At 64.4% G+C, this 16,466-nt stretch carries 17 protein-coding genes and 1 pseudogene; 5 read left to right on the top strand and 13 right to left on the bottom strand.

Annotated elements, in window-relative coordinates:
* Window positions 1-91 precede the first annotated feature (91 nt).
* Together ABID26_RS14740 and ABID26_RS14735 are read right to left on the bottom strand one after the other, a co-directional pair.
* Window positions 92-847: a LysR substrate-binding domain-containing protein gene (locus ABID26_RS14740; RefSeq protein ID WP_354415907.1), complete on the bottom strand. Its 756-nt coding sequence runs from the start codon at window positions 845-847 to the stop codon at window positions 92-94.
* 30 nt (window positions 848-877) lie between these two features.
* Window positions 878-1,027: pseudogene (locus ABID26_RS14735) on the bottom strand (helix-turn-helix domain-containing protein); the annotation flags it as partial.
* A gap of 146 nt (window positions 1,028-1,173) precedes the next feature.
* Here ABID26_RS14735 and ABID26_RS14730 point away from each other — a divergent pair.
* Complete coding sequence (locus ABID26_RS14730) at window positions 1,174-2,166, top strand: NmrA/HSCARG family protein (RefSeq protein ID WP_126096516.1); 993 nt, start codon at window positions 1,174-1,176, stop codon at window positions 2,164-2,166.
* 164 nt (window positions 2,167-2,330) lie between these two features.
* Here the strand turns inward: ABID26_RS14730 and ABID26_RS14725 are convergent, their stop codons facing one another.
* The 3 genes from ABID26_RS14725 to ABID26_RS14715 all read right to left on the bottom strand — a co-directional run bounded on the left by ABID26_RS14725 (window position 2,331) and on the right by ABID26_RS14715 (window position 6,428).
* Window positions 2,331-3,065, bottom strand: a complete 735-nt coding sequence (locus ABID26_RS14725; protein ID WP_348628130.1) for a metallophosphoesterase family protein — start codon at window positions 3,063-3,065, stop codon at window positions 2,331-2,333.
* 244 nt (window positions 3,066-3,309) lie between these two features.
* Entirely contained in the window at window positions 3,310-4,389 is a 1,080-nt protein-coding gene (locus tag ABID26_RS14720) for an acyltransferase family protein (RefSeq protein ID WP_126096514.1), read from the bottom strand.
* Window positions 4,390-4,520: 131 nt separating this feature from the next.
* Window positions 4,521-6,428 (bottom strand): propionyl-CoA synthetase, encoded by a 1,908-nt coding sequence (locus ABID26_RS14715; protein ID WP_126096513.1) that lies wholly within the window; start codon window positions 6,426-6,428, stop codon window positions 4,521-4,523.
* A 515-nt stretch (window positions 6,429-6,943) separates the two neighbouring features.
* Between ABID26_RS14715 and ABID26_RS14710 the strand changes: the two genes are divergently transcribed.
* From ABID26_RS14710 to ABID26_RS14695, 4 genes are all read left to right on the top strand, one after another.
* Window positions 6,944-7,039 (top strand): putative RiPP precursor, encoded by a 96-nt coding sequence (locus ABID26_RS14710; protein ID WP_126096512.1) that lies wholly within the window; start codon window positions 6,944-6,946, stop codon window positions 7,037-7,039.
* Window positions 7,040-7,185: 146 nt separating this feature from the next.
* The gene (locus ABID26_RS14705; RefSeq protein WP_126096511.1) at window positions 7,186-7,473 is read left to right on the top strand and encodes a PqqD family protein; all 288 of its coding nucleotides are present in this window, start codon (window positions 7,186-7,188) and stop codon (window positions 7,471-7,473) included.
* Window positions 7,473-7,907 (top strand): lasso peptide biosynthesis B2 protein, encoded by a 435-nt coding sequence (locus tag ABID26_RS14700; protein WP_126096510.1) that lies wholly within the window; start codon window positions 7,473-7,475, stop codon window positions 7,905-7,907. The genes ABID26_RS14705 and ABID26_RS14700 overlap by 1 nt, the downstream gene beginning before the upstream one ends.
* On the top strand, window positions 7,904-8,893 hold the full coding sequence (locus ABID26_RS14695) for a serine kinase (RefSeq protein WP_126096509.1): 990 nt from the start codon (window positions 7,904-7,906) through the stop codon (window positions 8,891-8,893). The genes ABID26_RS14700 and ABID26_RS14695 overlap by 4 nt, the downstream gene beginning before the upstream one ends.
* Before the next feature lie 155 nt (window positions 8,894-9,048).
* On the opposite strand, the gene ABID26_RS14690 is transcribed toward ABID26_RS14695, so the two are convergent.
* From ABID26_RS14690 to ABID26_RS14655, 8 genes are all read right to left on the bottom strand, one after another.
* A complete protein-coding gene (locus ABID26_RS14690; RefSeq protein ID WP_126096508.1) occupies window positions 9,049-10,068 on the bottom strand; it encodes a nucleotidyltransferase family protein in 1,020 nt (339 codons plus the stop codon).
* A 275-nt stretch (window positions 10,069-10,343) separates the two neighbouring features.
* Window positions 10,344-11,330, bottom strand: coding sequence for a dihydroxyacetone kinase subunit DhaK (gene dhaK, locus ABID26_RS14685; protein WP_126096507.1), 987 nt, complete (start codon window positions 11,328-11,330; stop codon window positions 10,344-10,346).
* 79 nt (window positions 11,331-11,409) lie between these two features.
* On the bottom strand, window positions 11,410-11,841 hold the full coding sequence (locus ABID26_RS14680; protein ID WP_245460149.1) for a hypothetical protein: 432 nt from the start codon (window positions 11,839-11,841) through the stop codon (window positions 11,410-11,412).
* Between the two features lie 7 nt (window positions 11,842-11,848).
* On the bottom strand, window positions 11,849-13,423 hold the full coding sequence (ptsP, locus tag ABID26_RS14675) for a phosphoenolpyruvate--protein phosphotransferase (RefSeq protein WP_189521397.1): 1,575 nt from the start codon (window positions 13,421-13,423) through the stop codon (window positions 11,849-11,851).
* A gap of 41 nt (window positions 13,424-13,464) precedes the next feature.
* The gene (locus tag ABID26_RS14670) at window positions 13,465-13,767 is read right to left on the bottom strand and encodes an HPr family phosphocarrier protein (RefSeq protein ID WP_126096505.1); all 303 of its coding nucleotides are present in this window, start codon (window positions 13,765-13,767) and stop codon (window positions 13,465-13,467) included.
* A 19-nt stretch (window positions 13,768-13,786) separates the two neighbouring features.
* A complete protein-coding gene (dhaM, locus tag ABID26_RS14665) occupies window positions 13,787-14,176 on the bottom strand; it encodes a dihydroxyacetone kinase phosphoryl donor subunit DhaM (RefSeq protein ID WP_095817697.1) in 390 nt (129 codons plus the stop codon).
* Window positions 14,176-14,775 (bottom strand): dihydroxyacetone kinase subunit DhaL, encoded by a 600-nt coding sequence (gene dhaL, locus ABID26_RS14660; RefSeq protein WP_126096504.1) that lies wholly within the window; start codon window positions 14,773-14,775, stop codon window positions 14,176-14,178. Before dhaL ends, dhaM begins: the two co-directional genes overlap by 1 nt.
* Before the next feature lie 10 nt (window positions 14,776-14,785).
* Window positions 14,786-16,423, bottom strand: coding sequence for a dihydroxyacetone kinase subunit DhaK (locus ABID26_RS14655; protein WP_126096503.1), 1,638 nt, complete (start codon window positions 16,421-16,423; stop codon window positions 14,786-14,788).
* Window positions 16,424-16,466: the final 43 nt, after the last annotated feature.

Here is a 16,466-nt window from a genome sequence, read left to right as displayed (position 1 = left end):
CATCGGACACCTCGTCGCCACCATAGAACCCGACGAATGCTCAAACTACTTCAACAACGCCGGATACGCTTCCGTCAAAACCTGAAACGCTCTAGTCCGGATTGTTACGCGCCTGGGGCGAGGATTGATGCGCGACAAGTGAGACGACGGCTTCGCGAATCCAGCGTTGGCCGACGTGTCCGTGATTGCGCTCATGCCACACCATTCCCACTGCAAAGCCTTCAACGGGGAATGGACAGTCCATCACTTCAAGCTGGTCCGCAGAGTCGCGCACCAACCGTTCCGGGACCAGCGCCACGAAGTCCGAGTGAGACACGATCTCCGGGACAAACAGGAACGAAGCCGCGGAGAGCACCACGTTACGCTTGTGTCCGAGAGCAGCCAAAGCGCTGTCCAACGGCGTTACGAAGCTGCCCCCGTCCAAAGACACGATCACTTGCTCCAGCTCAGCAAATTCAGCGACCGTGATTCCGTCCCGCAGCCGCGGATGCTTCCGGCGGCCGATCAGCACATAGCGTTCATCGAACAGATGGCGCGTGCGAAGACTTGGCGAGGCCGCCTGCGGCGTCATCAGCGCCAGATCCACATCGCCGCGCGCCATCTGCGCTTCCAACTGCGGCGCGTCCAGATTGCGGATCGCGACGCGAACACCGGGGGCTCGCGTCCTGAGTTCCACAACGAGCGGCTTGACCACTGCCGCTTGCAGATAGTCCGTGCAGGCGATTGCGAAGGTCAGATTGGCCTTCGCCGGATCGAAGTTCCTGTGCGAGGCGACCGTGGCGCGAACCTGATCAAGGGCTTGGCGCAACGGATCGAGCAACTCCATTGCTTTGACCGTCGGCGTCATACCTCGCTGGGCAGGAATTAGCAGCGGGTCATCGAACTCGCGCCGGAGACGGTTTAGCTGGGCGCTTACCGCTGGCTGGCTGAGGTTATCGGGCAGCCGCCTTCGTGACGTTTCGCTCGACCAGCAGCGTCTCCAGGGTAACCAACAGATTGAGGTCCAGGCGCTTGGTATCCACCACATGGATAGTAGCCGAACATTCTTATGATTTCCAATATAGCTCGCACCAGCCGAGACTTCGTGGTCAAGGCCGCATGCGGACGCGCCCGAGGCCATGGTGGAGGTCGATCGGAGGCTGAAGCGGTGCGCCCTCAACCAGGATGACCAGCATGAGCCAAGTCGATACTTCCAAACCTCTGATCACCGTGGTTGGTGCCTCGAGCAAGCAAGGGCGTAGCGTCGCCAATTCCTTGCTCGACAGTGGGCGCTACCGGGTGCGAGCACTGACGCGGCGCCTCGACAGCCAACCCGCGCAGGCCCTGGCGAAGAAGGGTGCCGAAGTCGTGGTGGCGCCTCTTGAACTCGGCAGGCAGGCCGAGCTGACCGAAGCAATGAGAGGCTCGGCTGGGGCGTTCTTGATGACGCCGCCCATCGTCAAGGTGCCGCCGGCGGAACCCGAACTCACCCTGGGCAAGGAGTTGGCCGATGCGGCGGTGGCCGCCGGCGTCGAGCACGTGGTGTTCAGCGGACTCGAAAATGTCGAAGCCATCACCGGCGGCACCAAGTGGGCGCCGCATTTCACGGACAAGGCAAAGGTAGAGGACTACATTCGCGGCTTGCCCGTCCGCAGCTCGTTTGTGTATCTGGCGTTTTACTACACCAATTTCCTGGAATACTACGTGCCGCAGGGCGGGGAGGATGGCATAACGTTTGCCATATACTTGCCGCCGGACATCCCCATGCCGTTCTGTGATCCGCTCACTGCCGCCGGCCCGGCGGTGCGCGACATCTTTGACCGCTCGGCGCGATACGCTGGCGAAGTCCTGCCTGTGATCGGCGAGTTTATCTCGGCGCAACAGATGGTGGACACGTTTGTGCGGGTCACTGGAAAGCGCGCGCGCTATGCCTCTGCCTATTCGCGTGAGGACTTGTTACGCCATTTTCCGAGCTTCGCCGACAATGAGCATCTCGTGCGCGAGTTGGTGGGTATGGTCGAATACGCCGTCGAATATGGCTACTACGCCCCTGGGCGCGATCTGACCTGGAGCCGAAAAATCGATCCGGATGCCGTGACTTGGGAACAGTTCCTCAAGCGCAGCAAATGGCAAGGCGATCTGCTGTCCTTTGGCGCCGCCGCAGATGCCGAACTGGCGCCGACCTGAGAATGGCGAAACGGTGCTTGGGCCATACTCGGTGCGGTCCGAATTGCTCTAATGCATGTCGCCCAGAAGTGTACGCGGTTCTGGGACAACGACATGCATCAAAACAAGGACTTAAAGCGCGTCGCCTGAATCCGTCAGCGCGACGCGCTTTAAGGAACTCTCCCTCAATCCCTGGACGACAGCAGCCGTCCATATTTGCCGACGATCCTGAGGGCGGTCAGCCGGCCGCTCTGGAAGGCGCCGGTGTCGATGCCGAGCCGGCGCCCGTCGAGCGTTGGGACGTCCACGATCGTATGTCCGTGCACGACCCAGCGGTCGAGGCGATGCGCCGCCGCGAGGAAATCGGATCGGATGTTGAGCAGGTCGGCCTCGTCCTGGGCCTCGATCGCGATGCCTGGCCGGATGCCGGCATGCACGAACACGAACTCATCCGAGCAGACCATCACCGGCAGCGAGCGCAGGAAGCCGATATGGCCGGCAGGTATTGCCTCGCGAATGCGTTCGTCGACCTCATCGCTTGAAGCGTAGAGATTGGCGAGGTGCGCCGGATCGACGCCGTAGGAATAAAGGGTCTCCCGCCCGCCGACCGCGAGCCATGGCTCCCGCGACAGATAGCCGTCGAGATAGTTGAGCATAGCCACCTCGTGGTTTCCGGCCAGGCAGACGCGCAGGAAGCCTTTCGGCGGCGGCGCCATGAGGTGCTCGATCACGCGCCGCGATTGCGGCCCGCGGTCGATATAGTCGCCGAGCATGATGATGATCTTGCGGCCGCGGAACTTCGCCGCGTCGAGCTGGATCTTCTGCTCCAGCACGCGCATCTGGTCATAGCAGCCATGCACGTCGCCGACCGCGTAGACCACCGTCTCGCGCATGTCCATCACCAGCCGTTCGCGCGGCAAGGGGCGGGGTCGTCTCGATCGCTGGAACAGACTCACGGATTGCAGCTCGGTACTTAAACTAGGATCGCGCGGCGGAGCGCGTACCAAGTCTCGATATCAGCCGAATGCAAACAATTCCACACTGGGAGCTGCTGCGGAGTTTAGAGCATGTCTCCCGAAAGTGGGAACCGGTTTCGGGACAAAGACATGCGTAAAGTCAAAAACCTAAAGCGCACGGAGCGAATCTGAAAGATCGCGACGCGCTTTAGGCGGCTTTCAACCGGTAGCGGAAGAGCGTGTGGTCGAGCAGCAGGCGGATGCGCGGCTCGGCCTCGGCCGCCACCAGCCAGCTTGCCGCGATCATGGCCGCGCCGACGATCGGGATCGAGACGAGATAGGGCACGCCCGCCCGGATCAGGGTGCCGAGCATCGCCGCGCCGACGACATCGTGGATGAGGTAGAGCGGATAGGTCATCAGCCCGATCCGGCGCCAGCCGCGCCAGGAAAGATCGAGCCGGAGCGACCACGCCATCAGAGCCACGGCGGCGAGGAAGATGATGATCGGCGGCGCGTAGGGCATCGCGGCTTCCACCTTGATGCTGTGCACGTCGACCGAGCTGATGATCTGCAGCGCGCCGCCGGCGAGGAAAAGGGCTGAGAAGCCGAGGCGCTGGATGGTCACCGCCTTGAATCGCATCAGCCAGATGAGCACGCCGACGGCGAAGAAAGCGCCGTGATGCACGAGCGTCAGCTGCAGCCAGCGCGTCTCCGCGAGATCGGTCCAGCCGAAGGGGAAATAGAAGCACCAAAATAGCGTACTGACGAGGCCGATGACGACGGCGACGGCCTCCATCAGATCGAAGCGTCCAAGCCTGAGCAGGATCCAGACGATGGCGTAGAAGGCGATCTCGATGCCGAGCGTCCAGTAGACGCTGTCCACCCACGGCTCGAAGGGCACGAACAGCGCGGTGCGGGCAAGCCGCACCACGGCATCCGTCGGCCAGGACAGGCCCACCAGCAACAGCACAATCGCGGAGATCGGCGCGCAGACCCAGACCGCCGGCGCCAGCCGCCTGACGCGGGCCTCGAAGAATTTCAGCGGCGTCGAATTTTCCGCGCTGAAGGCGATGACGAAGCCGCTGATGACGAAGAACACCTGCACGCCGACCCAGCCGGAGCCGACAAAACCCATCTCGGGATGGGCCGCGATGCCGCCGGTGGCGCGTGCCGAGACGCCATTGGGAAACGCCCATACCCAGAAGCCATAGTGATAGAACATCACCATGACGGCGGCCAGGAAACGCAATATGTCGACGCCGCCGAAAGTCGTCTTGTGCTGAGCCATGCCTTGCCTTGGGAATGGCCCCCCAAGACGAACTTTAGGGTCTGTTGCTGCATTGCACAACAGGCGATTGCAGTGCGGGACGAATTCGTGAAAGCGCCTGACGTCCCAATCGTAGGCGCTTGCGAAGTGGTTTAAAGCCCGATGCCTCGGTTCTCCAGCGCCGCCGTGATCTCGTCGAGGATGGCAGGATCGTCGATGGTCGCCGGCATAGTCCATTCCTCCTTGTCGGCGATCTTCTGCATCGTGCCGCGCAGGATCTTGCCGGAGCGCGTCTTCGGCAGCCGCTTGATCGTCACCACCGTCTTGAAGGCGGCGACCGGGCCGATCCGTTCGCGCACCAGGCCCACCACCTCGCTTTCGATGGCACCGGTGTCGCGCGACACACCTGCGTTGAGCACGACGAAGCCGAGCGGCACCTGGCCCTTCATCGCGTCGGCGATGCCGATCACCGCACATTCGGCGACATCGGGATGCGCGGCCAGCACCTCCTCCATCGCGCCGGTCGAAAGCCGGTGGCCGGCCACATTGATGATGTCGTCGGTGCGGGCCATGACATAGAGATAGCCGTCCTCGTCCATCATGCCGGCGTCGGCCGTCTTGTAGAAACCGGGGAACTCCTCGAGGTAAGCCTGGCGGAAGCGGGCGTCGGCATTCCAGAGCGTCGGCAGGCAGCCCGCCGGCAGCGGCAGCTTGACCACGACATTGCCGAGCGTGCCGCGCGCCACCTCATGGCCGGCATCGTCGAGAATGCGGATGTCGTAGCCGGGCATCGGCACGCCGGGCGAGCCGTATTTCACCGGCAAAAGCCCGAGCCCGGCCGGGTTGATCGTCATCGGCGAGCCGGTCTCGGTCTGCCACCAATGGTCGATCACCGGACGGTCGAGCTTCTGCTCCGCCCATTTGATGGTTTCCGGATCGGCGCGCTCGCCGGCGAGGAACAGCGTGCGGAATTTCGACAAATCGTATTTCGGCACGAACTCGCCGCTCGGATCCTGCCCCTTGATGGCGCGGAAAGCCGTCGGCGCCGTGAACAGCGCCACCACGCCATGCTCCGAGATCACCCGCCAGTAGGTTCCGGCGTCCGGCGTGCCGATCGGTTTGCCTTCGAAGAGCACGCTGGTGCAACCGTGCAGCAGCGGCCCGTAGACGATATAGGAATGGCCGACCACCCAGCCGACGTCGGAAGCCGCCCAGAACACCTCGCCCGGCTTGACGCCGAACTCATTGTCCATAGTCCACTTCAGCGCGACCATATGGCCGCCATTGTCTCGCACGATGCCCTTCGGCTGCCCGGTCGTGCCGGAGGTGTAGATGATGTAGAGCGGGTCGGTGGCCAAGACCGACACGCAGTCGACATTGGCGCCCGCCGCCCGCTCGCGAGCAACCGCGTCGGCATAGTCGAAATCGTAATTGTCCCTCATCTCGCAGCGCAGCTGCTCGCGCTGCAGGATGAGGCAGGCGTCGGGCTTGTGCCTCGACATCTCGATCGCCTTGTCGAGCAGCGGCTTGTAGGCGACAACGCGTCCAGGCTCCAGGCCGCAGGACGCGGTAATGATCAGCTTCGGCTTGGCGTCGTCGATGCGGGTGGCGAGCTCGTGCGAGGCGAAGCCGCCGAACACCACCGAATGCACGGCGCCGATGCGGGCCGAGGCGAGCATGGCAATGGCCGCCTCCGCCACCATCGGCATGTAGATGATGACGCGGTCGCCCTTGCCGATGCCGCGATGCCTCAGCACCGAGGCCAACGCGACGACCTCGCGCTTCAACTCCGCATAGGTGAATTTGCGTACCGTGCCGGTGATCGCGCTGTCATGGATCAGCGCCAGCTGGTCGGCGCGGCCGCCCGCCACATGGCGGTCGATGGCGTTGAAGCATGTGTTGCAGGTGGCGCCGGTGAACCAGCGGCCATAGACGCCGGCCGTCGGATCGAAAACGCTTTCGGCCGGCGAATACCAGTCGATTGCCTTGGCCGCCTCGGCCCAGAACCCTACGGGGTCGCGTTTCCAGCCCTCATAGACCTCGTGGTAGCGTGACGCCATCAAGCTTCCTCCCCAGGAACGATTTGCCGTGTTGCAATAGACTAATGCATGGTCGCGCAAAAGTGTGCAGCGGTTTTGCGAAAACGACATGCATAAAACAAAGACTTAAAGCGCGTCGCCTGAATCCGCCTCAGTGCGACGCGCTTTAAGCCGCTTCTCGCGGCCATGTCTTCCTGCATTTTGGTCGACGCAACTTGGCGAATTTCTCCTGGCGGCGCTTCCACTTCGAGCGCCGTTCCGCCGGTGGCGGACTGAATGGGCTTAGAGCGGCAGTGCCGCTAGCATCAGCCCGACGCCGCCGGCGATCAAAATGGCGGCCGCCAATGCCTTCCGATGGCGCTCGAAAGCCGTAGGAGCCCGGTCCCAATTGTAACGCATACTGTGCACTCCCCCAAAAAGCCCCGGCGCACTCATAGCTTACTCGAGGGAAGGATGGCAACCCTGACGGGAACCCGCCGCCTTGACAGGAACCGCTCGGCATTCTTCTGCCGTGGATTGTTCTCGGGGATTTTTTGATGAAGAGAACCTACGAAAAGCCGGTGTTGATGAAGCGCCAGAAGCTGTCGAACGTTGTTGCCACCGCGACCGGTTCGATCGGCCCGGCCGGCTGACACCTGACGGTCTGCTTGGTCTGGATGCGGGTATTCTTCGCGACGCTCGTGAGAAGGTGCGGCCGACCGCGTTGCTGATTTGTCATCCGCCGATGGACAGCGCCTTTATGCCGCGCTAATTGCACTTCGGCAAAGGGAGCGGGCGCATGGTCGAAATCGCCTCTGAAACGGTTCTCCGAATGGCGGACGACGCCTCGGTGCAGCATGTCGGCGACGGCGCCGTCGTGTTGCTGGCGCGCAGCGGCCAGCTCTACACCTGCAACGGCACCACCGAGGCCTTCCTCGACAAGGTCGACGGCACCCGTAATCTCGATCAGATCGTCGATCTGCTGTCGGACGAATTCGAGGTCGACAAGGCGACGCTCGGCGACGACATGACGGCGCTGGCCGCCGAGCTCGTGGCCGAAGGCATCCTCGCCGACCCGGACGCGTGATGGCCGACGGACCGTTCCTGCGCGCCCTGTTCCGAGCCCATTTGTGGCTCAGCGCCCGGCTGATGCCGCTGCTGATCGGCCAGCGCGACTTCGAGACGGTGCTGAAATGGGCGCCGCTCGACGCGCCTACGCCCTATCAGGGCCTGACGTCGTCCTACATCGTTACCCGCGTCAACCGCACGGTCCGGCATCCCTGGCTGATGCGCGACCGCAGATGCCTGCGGGAAGGGCTGCTCGGCTTCCGCTTCCTGCGCATGGCCGGCTTCGACCCCGAACTGCGCTTCGGCGTCGATTCGAAATCGATGCACGCGCCGCGACTGTCGGCGCATTGCTGGGTCTGCCTCGACGGCAAGCCGGTGGTCAGCGACAGCCTTCCCGGCATGGTTGAGATCTATCGCCACCATGCGGATGCGGCGAAGGCGCGCGCTGCTTGACCGGTGCAGCAACCACCTTCTGCTATGACCTCAACGGTCAGGTCATCAAGGTATCGGCATCGCGACCCGAGCTTTGGCCGAGCTTCGACCTGATGCTAGGCACCATGCGTGTCAGCGAACCCGTCCAACCTGGCTTTCGCATCAATATCCTCGAAACGCCGGCGCTGTCCGAAAAGCCCGAAGGGAAGCTCGCCTTCGATGGCGAGGTGCCGCTGGATGGCCATTGCCGGGTAATTGACGGCGCAGACATCGTCCATCTGATCTTCCCCGGCCTGCAGATGGCCTCGGTCCATGCTGACGAAGGCTGGGCCGAAATCCGCGTTCACCCCGACAGCAAGGTCAAATGGACGCTGCTGATGATGGTGCTGGATGCCGCGCTAGATGCCGGCGGACAGCACATGCTCCATACCGCTGGCCTGACGCTTCCCGGCCGCGAGGCACTCGTGCTGATCCATGCGCCGAGCGGCACCGGTAAGTCGACGACGTCCATGGCGTTGGCATCGCAAGGCTTTGGCCTTTGCTCGGATGATGTGATGATCCTCAGCACGACGCCAGGCGGCACCGCAGCCTGGGGCATGCCGCGCAAGGTGAAGATCCATCGCAACACCGCGACGATGCTGCCATTTCTCTCTCCCTGCCTTGGCGACACCTGGGACGCCGAGGGCGAGCAGGCCGTCTCGCTGGACCGTCTCGGCGAGATCATCCGCATCGAAGATGTTCGTTCCAGACCGGTCGCGGCGCTTCTGCACCTCGCGCGCTCGGCCGACGGCCAGACCCGGCTCACCCCCATGGCCAGGACCGACGCCATGGTTGCGCTTGCCACCGACAACGTGAGGACCGGCATGACCGGCTTGCTGCCGATGCAGAAGCGGCGGATGGCGACGATTGCGGCGCTGGTGAAAGCGGTTCCGACATTCACCCTGGAAGTCGGCGCGAGGCCGGCAGATGCGGCGGCGCTGATCCGCGCCGTGCTGGATCGGGCTTAGTTCCGAATACCGCGGCGATTAGCGGAAACGCCTGTCATTGCCGTGATGTGCCGAAAAATCCGAAACGCTGGCGGGACAGCACCCCCTCTGAGGGGGGTGTGACGGAACGCGGCGCCACAGTACCTTTCCTGATCACCGAAAATCATTGCAGCCACTCACGCCGGGTAGGGTCTCGCCCGCGCCAGCCGCTGCACCCAACGAAAAGCGTCGCGGCTGAGGCGCGAGCGCATCTTGTCGCGGGAATTGACCCTAAGCAGCATGTTGCCGGTGATCAGCCATTTGGCGAGCCGTATCGACAGATCGGGCTTGATGCGGTTGGCAAGCTCGACCGCGTGCGGCTCGCCGAACAAGCGCCCAGTCACGTTGAGCACCGTCGCCAGTTCAAGCTCGATGCCGGTCATGCGCGCTGCCTCGAGCAGCCGCGCTTCCGCCTCTGGCGATTGCAGCGCACGCACCCCCTGCAGCACGTCGACACAGAGCTGCAGCCGGTGGAATTTGTGGCCGCCGGCGGCGTGAACGATGGCGATGGTGAGTAGAGACGCCGGCGTATCGGTCTCGCCGCCATCGATGACCTGCAACTCACGAAAGCCGAGAGACAGCCGCCTGCGCATGCCGGTATCGTGCACCAGATTGCCGTGCAGCTCGATCAGCAGGCTGGAGTTCTCCTTCTCCAGCCATTTGAATTCCTGCAACTCATGCGATTGGGCCTCACCGCTGGCCAGCTCGAAGCCGCATGCGGCGATCACGCCGTTGGCCGCGCCGATGCTGTTTGGATCGACCAGGATGTCGATGTCGGTGAACGGCCGGTCGGCGGCATGGCGGTAGAGTTTTCGCGCGAAGACCGGACCCTTGACGATGCGGGCCGCAACGCCCTTCGCCGCCAGCGCCTTCATGATGCGGTCGCCGTGATATTGCAGCAGCATCGATTGCCCGGTCGCGATCGTCGCCTGGTCGCGCAGCTCGGAGAGCCTCTGCCGCAAGGCCGTATCTTCCGGCAGGTTGGCGTCGCCGATTTCCCGAAGCTTGCGCAGCATGATCGGCAGCACGCCGTGGAACTCGGCATTGGCGAGCAGCGCCATAAGGGGCCCGGCTGACAGCGCCCCGGTTACCTGAGCCTGGGGGTCGGCAAAGGATAGCAACAGCTTTTCATCGGCAGGCGAAAGGGGTGGCAGCATGAACCCGGTCGAAGCGTAGGCACTAACAGACAATACTGCGAATATGTCTGCGGAAAAAGCATCGTGGAAAGCGGCGTAAGCCGGCGGAACCGGCCGCGAATTGACTTTGCGAGGGGTTTTCCTTCATTCTTGACTTGGATTCGGAGGGTGATGAAATGACCAGGAAGAAGTACGAGGCGCCTATCCTGCGCAAGGCTGGAAAGCTGTCCAGCGTCGTGGCCGGTGCGCCGTCAAAGGCGGTTTAACGTTACGCGGCTTCGGTCTGGCTGGAGCCGCTACATTCCCCAGCGCAGCGCCGCCGTGTGAACCGGCGCGTCCCACAGCACCGTCATTTCGTTGTCCAGCATGGTCAGCGTGATCGAGCAGCCGGCCATGTCGAGCGACGTCACATAGGAGCCGACCAGAGAGCGGATCACCCTCACGCCGCTCCTCTCGAAGATTTTGCGTGCGCTGTTGTACATCAAATAAAGCTCCATCGACGGCGTGCCGCCGAAGCCGTTGACGAACAACAGCGCTGGTCCTTTTGCGCGCTCGCCGAGGTCGCCGACGATCGCCGCGCAAACCTCCTCGGCGATGGCGTCGGCGCTCTTCAGCGCATCGCGCCGTCGGCCGGGCTCGCCATGGATGCCGACGCCGAACTCCATCTCGTTGTCGCCGATTTCGAAAGTCGGCCTGCCCGCCGCAGGCACCGTGCAGCTGGTCAGCGCCACGCCCATCGAGCGCGTCGCGCCGTTGACGCGATCGCCAAGCGCCTTGAGCTCGGGCAGGGCCATGCCTTGCTCGGCCGCGGCGCCGACGATCTTTTCCACCACCAGCGTGCCGGCAACCCCGCGCCGGCCGGTCGTGTAGGACGAATTCTCGACCGCGACGTCGTCATTGGTCACCACCTGCAGCACGCCTTCCGACATTTCGGCCGCCATGTCGAAATTCATCACATCGCCTTCGTAGTTCTTGACGATGAACAGGCAGCCGGCGCCGGTGTCTACTGCCTGCACCGCCGCCAGCATCTGATCCGGCGTCGGCGAGGTGAAGACCTGGCCGGGGCAGGCGGCATCCAGCATGCCGTGGCCGACCAGCCCGCCATGCAGCGGCTCGTGGCCGGAGCCGCCGCCGGAGATCAACGCCACCTTGCCCGGCTTGAGTGCCTTGCGGCGGACGAACTTGTGCTCGTCGCCGAGCGCGAGGATGTCGGAATGGGCGGCGACGAAGCCGTCGAGGCTTTCGGTTAGGACCGTGTCCACTGAATTCAGAAACTTCTTCATGGCCGTCCTCCCGAATGGTCCTTGATCTATGCAATTCCCAACGGAAAACCGCTGCACAGTGTTCCTGGAATTGCTGTAGTCAGCCGCTGCCCTTGCCGGCGATGCTGGTTATCTTCTGGATGAATTCGTTGATCGCCCGGTCGAGCGCCGCGTTCTGCTTGTCGTCGCCGAAGTCGGGCACGATGAGCGAGACGTGGCGCGTCTTGCGCGGACCCGAAGCCGCCGGCAGCTTGCCGGGATGCGCCTGGTGATAGGCGGCCAGGAACTGGTCGCGCTCGGCCGGGCTGAAATGGCAGACGGAAAAGATGGACGGCAAATGCTTCGACGGGATCGGGATCGAGTAGGCCGGGCTCGAGATCTGCGTGACGAAGCTGCGATGCTTGCCGAGCGCATCGGCGAGCCGCTGGCGCATGCCCGACGGCCGCTGGTCGATGACCTGCGACAGGATCGTCTTGTAGGCGCGGATCGCGTCTTCCGAGCCGGCTTCCTGCATCTTGGCTGCCTTGGCCATGCCGCGCTTACACCGAGACGTCCGCGATGGCCGCCTTGGCCATGGCGAGCTGCGCCGGCGCGACCGAAAGATCGCGCAGGCCCGCCTCGAGCAGCGCCGGAATGGCGGCCGGATCGCCGCCCGCATCGCCGCAAAGGCTGACCGGAATCCCTTTCTCCAGTCCGAAGGCGGCGACCGAAGCGATCAGCCGCACGACGGCCGGGTGACGGACCGAATTGAGATACCCGACGGCGGCATTGTCGCGTGCCGCCGCCATCACATATTGGGTCAGGTCGTTGGAGCCGATCGAGAAGAAGGCGACGTCGGCGAAGGCTTCCGGCGCGATGGCGACAGACGGCACCTCGACCATGATGCCGAGTGGCGGCAGCTTGTGCGTAACACCGCGCGTCGCGAGAGCGGCCTGCTCTTCGGCGAACAGCGCTGCGGCTTGGCTGTACTCGTCAGACGTGGCGACCATCGGAAACATCACCTTCAGATTGCCGTGTATGGCGGCACGCAGCAATGCCCGGATTTGCACCCGGAATATCTCGCGCCGCGCCAGCGACAGCCTGATGCCGCGCAGGCCGAGAAACGGGTTGGTTTCCTCGACGGTGAAGCCGGGAACCGGCTTGTCGCCGCCGGCATCGACGGTGCGGATGGTCACCGGTTTTTCTCCGGCCCACTCCAGCACCTTGCGATAGGCTTGGTACTGCGTTTCCTCGTCCGGCAGCATCCTGCCGAACAGGAACTCCGTCCGCATCAGGCCGACACCGTCGCAGGTATCGATGTCGATGCCGTCGACATCGGAAGGATAGGCGATGTTCACCTGCACCCGCACGGGGGTGCCGGCTTTGGTCACCGCCGGCTGGGTGAGAAAAATCAGCGCCTTGCCCTGGCGCGCCGCGAAGGAGGAGGACGACTGCCGGAAAGCCTCGATCTCCGCCGGCGAGGGCGAAACCACGATGGCGCCATGCTCGGCGTCGAGCAGTGCGTTCCCCGCGGGTTTATCCGCTGAAGTGCCAAGCCCCACCACCATCGGCACACCGCGCGAACGCGCCAGCATGGCGACATGGCTGGCCGAACTGCCGGCCTTGAGCGCGATGCCGCCGCCTCTGCTCCAGTCGGTTTCGAGGAAGCGCGTCGGCGCGATGTCCGTGCCGTAGAGGATGGCGCCGGGGGGTGCCGCCATATCGCTGTCCTCGCTCAGCGCCCGCAGCACCTGGTCGCGGATGTCGCGCAGGTCGGCGGCACGCGCCCGGAAATAGTCCTGGTCGGACGCCTCGTAGCCGGCGATCTCGGCGTCCAGCGCCTGCCGCCAGGCCATATCGGCCGGCTGCCCGGAATCGATAGCCGCGAAGGCCGGACCGCTCAGCGCGTCGTCCTCCAGCATGGCGATGTGGAATTCGAGAATGCCGGCGGCGTCCGCATCGGCGGTTTCAGTAAGCAACGTCAGCCGGCTCACCGCCTTGCCGATCGCCGCCTTCAGCGCTACGTTTTCCTCGGCCGCGCTTGCCTTGCCTCTATAGAGAGCCGGGGGCTGGTCGAGGTCGAATAGCGGACCCTCGGCATAGCCGGCCGAGGCGGGAATGCCCTCAATCCGCATGGCCCGCATTCCTTGCGGGTTCGAGGCCATATTCGTCGGTCTCAAGCGGACCGGGCATGGTCCCTGTCCTCGTCGAAGTCCCGCTGCACCAGGTCGACCAGCGCGCCGACCGCTTCCTCAGCGCCGTCACCTCTCGCCCTGATATGCAGCACGGTTCCCTTCGGCGCCTTGGCCGCCATCACCTTGACGATGCTCTTGGCGTCGAACCAGGGACCGTTGGCGGCGACGGCCACTTCCACCTCGGCCGCGAACGATTTGGCGAGCTTGGTGAACTTCACCGAAGGGCGCGCGTGCAGGCCCACATCGTGGGTGATCAGAACCGTGGCTTCGGCGGATGCGGACATTCAGTCGGTTCCCGTTCATTCACGACGGCGACAATTCATGCGCCGTCGCCACCACTTCCTTGAGCGAGGCGCCGCCGGAAGATTCCGTCGCCGCCATCACCGCGCCCTCGACGATCGGCGCGTTGCAGACGATGATCTTATGCGAGCGCGGCTCGCCGATCATCTCGACCGCCATCTCGCTGTTGGTTTCGGCGCCGCCGAGATCGACCAGGATGGCGACGCCCGCTTCCGACCAGGCCTTGTCGATTGCGCCCATGATCGCCTCGACGCTGGTTCCGAGCCCGCCATGGCCGTTTCCGCCGCACCATGCAAGCGGCACTTCGTCGCCGACCATCTGGCGCACCATGTCGGCCGTGCCTTCGGCGACCAGCGGCGAATGCGATACGATGACGATGCCGACATTGCTCATCAGCGATCCTCGACGGTTTCAGCGACTGCGCGCACCAGCAGCGCGGTCGAGCGCGCTCCGGCGTCCATATGCCCGATCGAGCGCTCTCCAAGGAAGGAGGCCCGCCCGCGCAGGGCCTTCATCGGCACGGTGGCGTCCGCCGCCTTGTCGGCGACATCGGCGATCTCGCTACCCGTCTTGCCTTGCGCCAGCGCCTCATACACCGGTTGCAGCACGTCGAGCATGGTTTTTTGTCCGGGCTGCGATTTGCCGCGCGCCGAAACCGCCTCGATCGCCTTGCTGAGCGCCGTCGTCAGCGCGGCGCGGTCCGGTGCCGCGGGCAATTCCTTGCCGAGCGCCATGAACAGCGTCCCGAACAACGGACCGGAAGCACCGCCCACGGTCATCACCAGCTTGGTGCCGACTGCCTTCAGCGCGTCCGGCAGCGGTTTTGCCGCGATTGTGTCCTTTTCGGCGCGCACTGCCTCGAAGCCGCGCTTCATGTTCAGCCCATGGTCGCCGTCGCCGATCGCCTGGTCGAGCGCGGTCAGCTCGTCGGCATGCGCCGCGATCGTATTCGCCGCCGCGACGATCAAGCTGGAGAAATCGGATGCGGCCATTGCTCGTCCTTCATGCCGGGGCGAACGTGGCCGCCACGGCCGCGAACACTTCCGCCACCGCAAAGGCGCCCGGATCCGCTATGTCAAGCTGCCGGCCGATATAGGCGGAACGGCCAGCCTTTGCCTTCCGCATCGCGGCGGTCGCCTCAGCGCCATGCCGAGCCGCTCCGGTTGCGGCCTCCAGCCCGCCTGTGTCGAGCGCCTTGAGCGCCGGCTCCAGCGCATCGACCATGGTGCGGTCGCCGATCTTCGCGCCGCCGTAAAAGACCATCCGGTCGAGGCCGGCGATCAGCGCCTTGCCGAGCGGCGCGCCGCCGCCGAGCGCCTGCGCCGCAGCCGTGAAGAAGATCGACAGAAGCACGCCGCTGGAACCGCCCATCGAGGTGCCGAGTGTGTCGCCGATCGCGGCGAGCGTCGCGGCCTTGTCGGCAAGCGGCAGCGTGTCGATACGGTCGAGCACGCCGCGTGCGCCTGTCGCTACTGTCGACCCGGTGTCGCCGTCGCCGGTCTTGGCATCGAGGCCGTTCAGCGCTTCTTCGAGCGAGATCAGTTTCTCGCAAACGGCGGTGATCAGCCGCTCGGCATCGGCGTTGCGGCTCGCTGCCTTTATGTTGCGACTGCCGGGCTTGGCCATCACCACAACGACCGGCGCGCGAACCGGCTTCGCCGGCAGCCAGGCATGCGGGTCGACCGGCGCCAGCAGCGCCGCCTCGCGTTCGGTATCCAGCTTGATAAGCGACAGGGAAAAGCCGTTCATGTTGAGCGCAGTCATCAGATGCCCGGGACCCATCGTCATCGTCACTGACTTGGCCAGCGGCGAGGATAGCACCGCATTGGCGATGAGCGACATTTCGAGCGGCGGCACCGATCCGAGATTGTTGATCAGCAAGGCGTAACGGCTGCCGGCATCGAGCCGCGCGGCGAGGCGTTCGGCCATGATGGTGACCAGCTTGCCGGCGCTTTGCATCGCGATCCGCTCGACGCCGGGCTCGCCATGGATGCCGAGACCGAGCTCGCCGTCGTCGGCGCCGAAGCGGTCTTCATGCGTTTGTCCCGGGAGTGAGCAGGAAGAGAGCGAGATGCCGAGCGAAACGATATCCTTCGCCGCTGCGCGGGCCGAGGCGGCGACCGATGCCAGGTCATGGCCGGTCTCGGAGAGATGCCCGGCGATCTTGTGCACGAACAGCGTGCCGGCGACGCCGCGCGGCTGGGCGATGTCAGGGAGCGCGATGTCGTCGCCGACGATGACCATCTCGACCGCAAAACCTTCGGCGCGCGCCTTCTCCGCGGCCAGCCCGAAATTGAGCCGGTCGCCGGTATAGTTCTTGACGATCAGCAGGCAGCCGGCCGGACCGGTCGTCGCGCGGATCGCCGCCAGCACCGCCTCGACGCTGGGCGAGGCGAAGATCTCGCCGGAGACTGCCGCCGTCAGCATGCCGGCGCCGACGAAACCTGCATGCGAAGGCTCGTGCCCGGCGCCGCCGCCGGAGACGACGGCGACCTTCATCTTGTCCCAGTCGGCGCGCAGCACGACCTTGACTTCGGGATAGCCGTCGAGGCGCGCCAGCGTGCCGGAGCCTGCGGTCGCAAGAAAACCGTCCAGCGCTTCGGTGACGATTGAGTCCTTGCGGTTGAAAAAGTGCTTCATGGATTCGTCCAGTCCGTATCTGCGGTCGTCAAAAAGATGTGTA

Origin of the sequence: Mesorhizobium shonense, assembly GCF_040545255.1 — a bacterium.
GTDB classification, from domain to species: Bacteria; Pseudomonadota; Alphaproteobacteria; order Rhizobiales; family Rhizobiaceae; genus Mesorhizobium; species Mesorhizobium shonense.
This window is presented reverse-complemented; position numbering and strand designations above follow the sequence as displayed.

What these genes read in the sequence shown, in the direction of transcription:
- ABID26_RS14720 (WP_126096514.1), bottom strand. Translation starts at nt 4,389, where the DNA reads ATGGCTCAGCACAAGACGACTTTCGGCGGCGTCGACATATTGCGTTTC.
- ABID26_RS14715 (WP_126096513.1), bottom strand. Translation starts at nt 6,428, where the DNA reads ATGGCGTCACGCTACCACGAGGTCTATGAGGGCTGGAAACGCGACCCC.
- ptsP (WP_189521397.1), bottom strand. Translation starts at nt 13,423, where the DNA reads ATGCGGATTGAGGGCATTCCCGCCTCGGCCGGCTATGCCGAGGGTCCG.
- ABID26_RS14730 (WP_126096516.1), top strand. Translation starts at nt 1,174, where the DNA reads ATGAGCCAAGTCGATACTTCCAAACCTCTGATCACCGTGGTTGGTGCC.
- ABID26_RS14655 (WP_126096503.1), bottom strand. Translation starts at nt 16,423, where the DNA reads ATGAAGCACTTTTTCAACCGCAAGGACTCAATCGTCACCGAAGCGCTG.
- ABID26_RS14680 (WP_245460149.1), bottom strand. Translation starts at nt 11,841, where the DNA reads ATGGCCAAGGCAGCCAAGATGCAGGAAGCCGGCTCGGAAGACGCGATC.
- ABID26_RS14710 (WP_126096512.1), top strand. Translation starts at nt 6,944, where the DNA reads ATGAAGAGAACCTACGAAAAGCCGGTGTTGATGAAGCGCCAGAAGCTG.
- ABID26_RS14690 (WP_126096508.1), bottom strand. Translation starts at nt 10,068, where the DNA reads ATGCTGCCACCCCTTTCGCCTGCCGATGAAAAGCTGTTGCTATCCTTT.
- ABID26_RS14740 (WP_354415907.1), bottom strand. Translation starts at nt 847, where the DNA reads ATGACGCCGACGGTCAAAGCAATGGAGTTGCTCGATCCGTTGCGCCAA.
- ABID26_RS14670 (WP_126096505.1), bottom strand. Translation starts at nt 13,767, where the DNA reads ATGTCCGCATCCGCCGAAGCCACGGTTCTGATCACCCACGATGTGGGC.
- dhaL (WP_126096504.1), bottom strand. Translation starts at nt 14,775, where the DNA reads ATGGCCGCATCCGATTTCTCCAGCTTGATCGTCGCGGCGGCGAATACG.
- ABID26_RS14700 (WP_126096510.1), top strand. Translation starts at nt 7,473, where the DNA reads ATGGCCGACGGACCGTTCCTGCGCGCCCTGTTCCGAGCCCATTTGTGG.
- ABID26_RS14705 (WP_126096511.1), top strand. Translation starts at nt 7,186, where the DNA reads ATGGTCGAAATCGCCTCTGAAACGGTTCTCCGAATGGCGGACGACGCC.
- dhaM (WP_095817697.1), bottom strand. Translation starts at nt 14,176, where the DNA reads ATGAGCAATGTCGGCATCGTCATCGTATCGCATTCGCCGCTGGTCGCC.
- dhaK (WP_126096507.1), bottom strand. Translation starts at nt 11,330, where the DNA reads ATGAAGAAGTTTCTGAATTCAGTGGACACGGTCCTAACCGAAAGCCTC.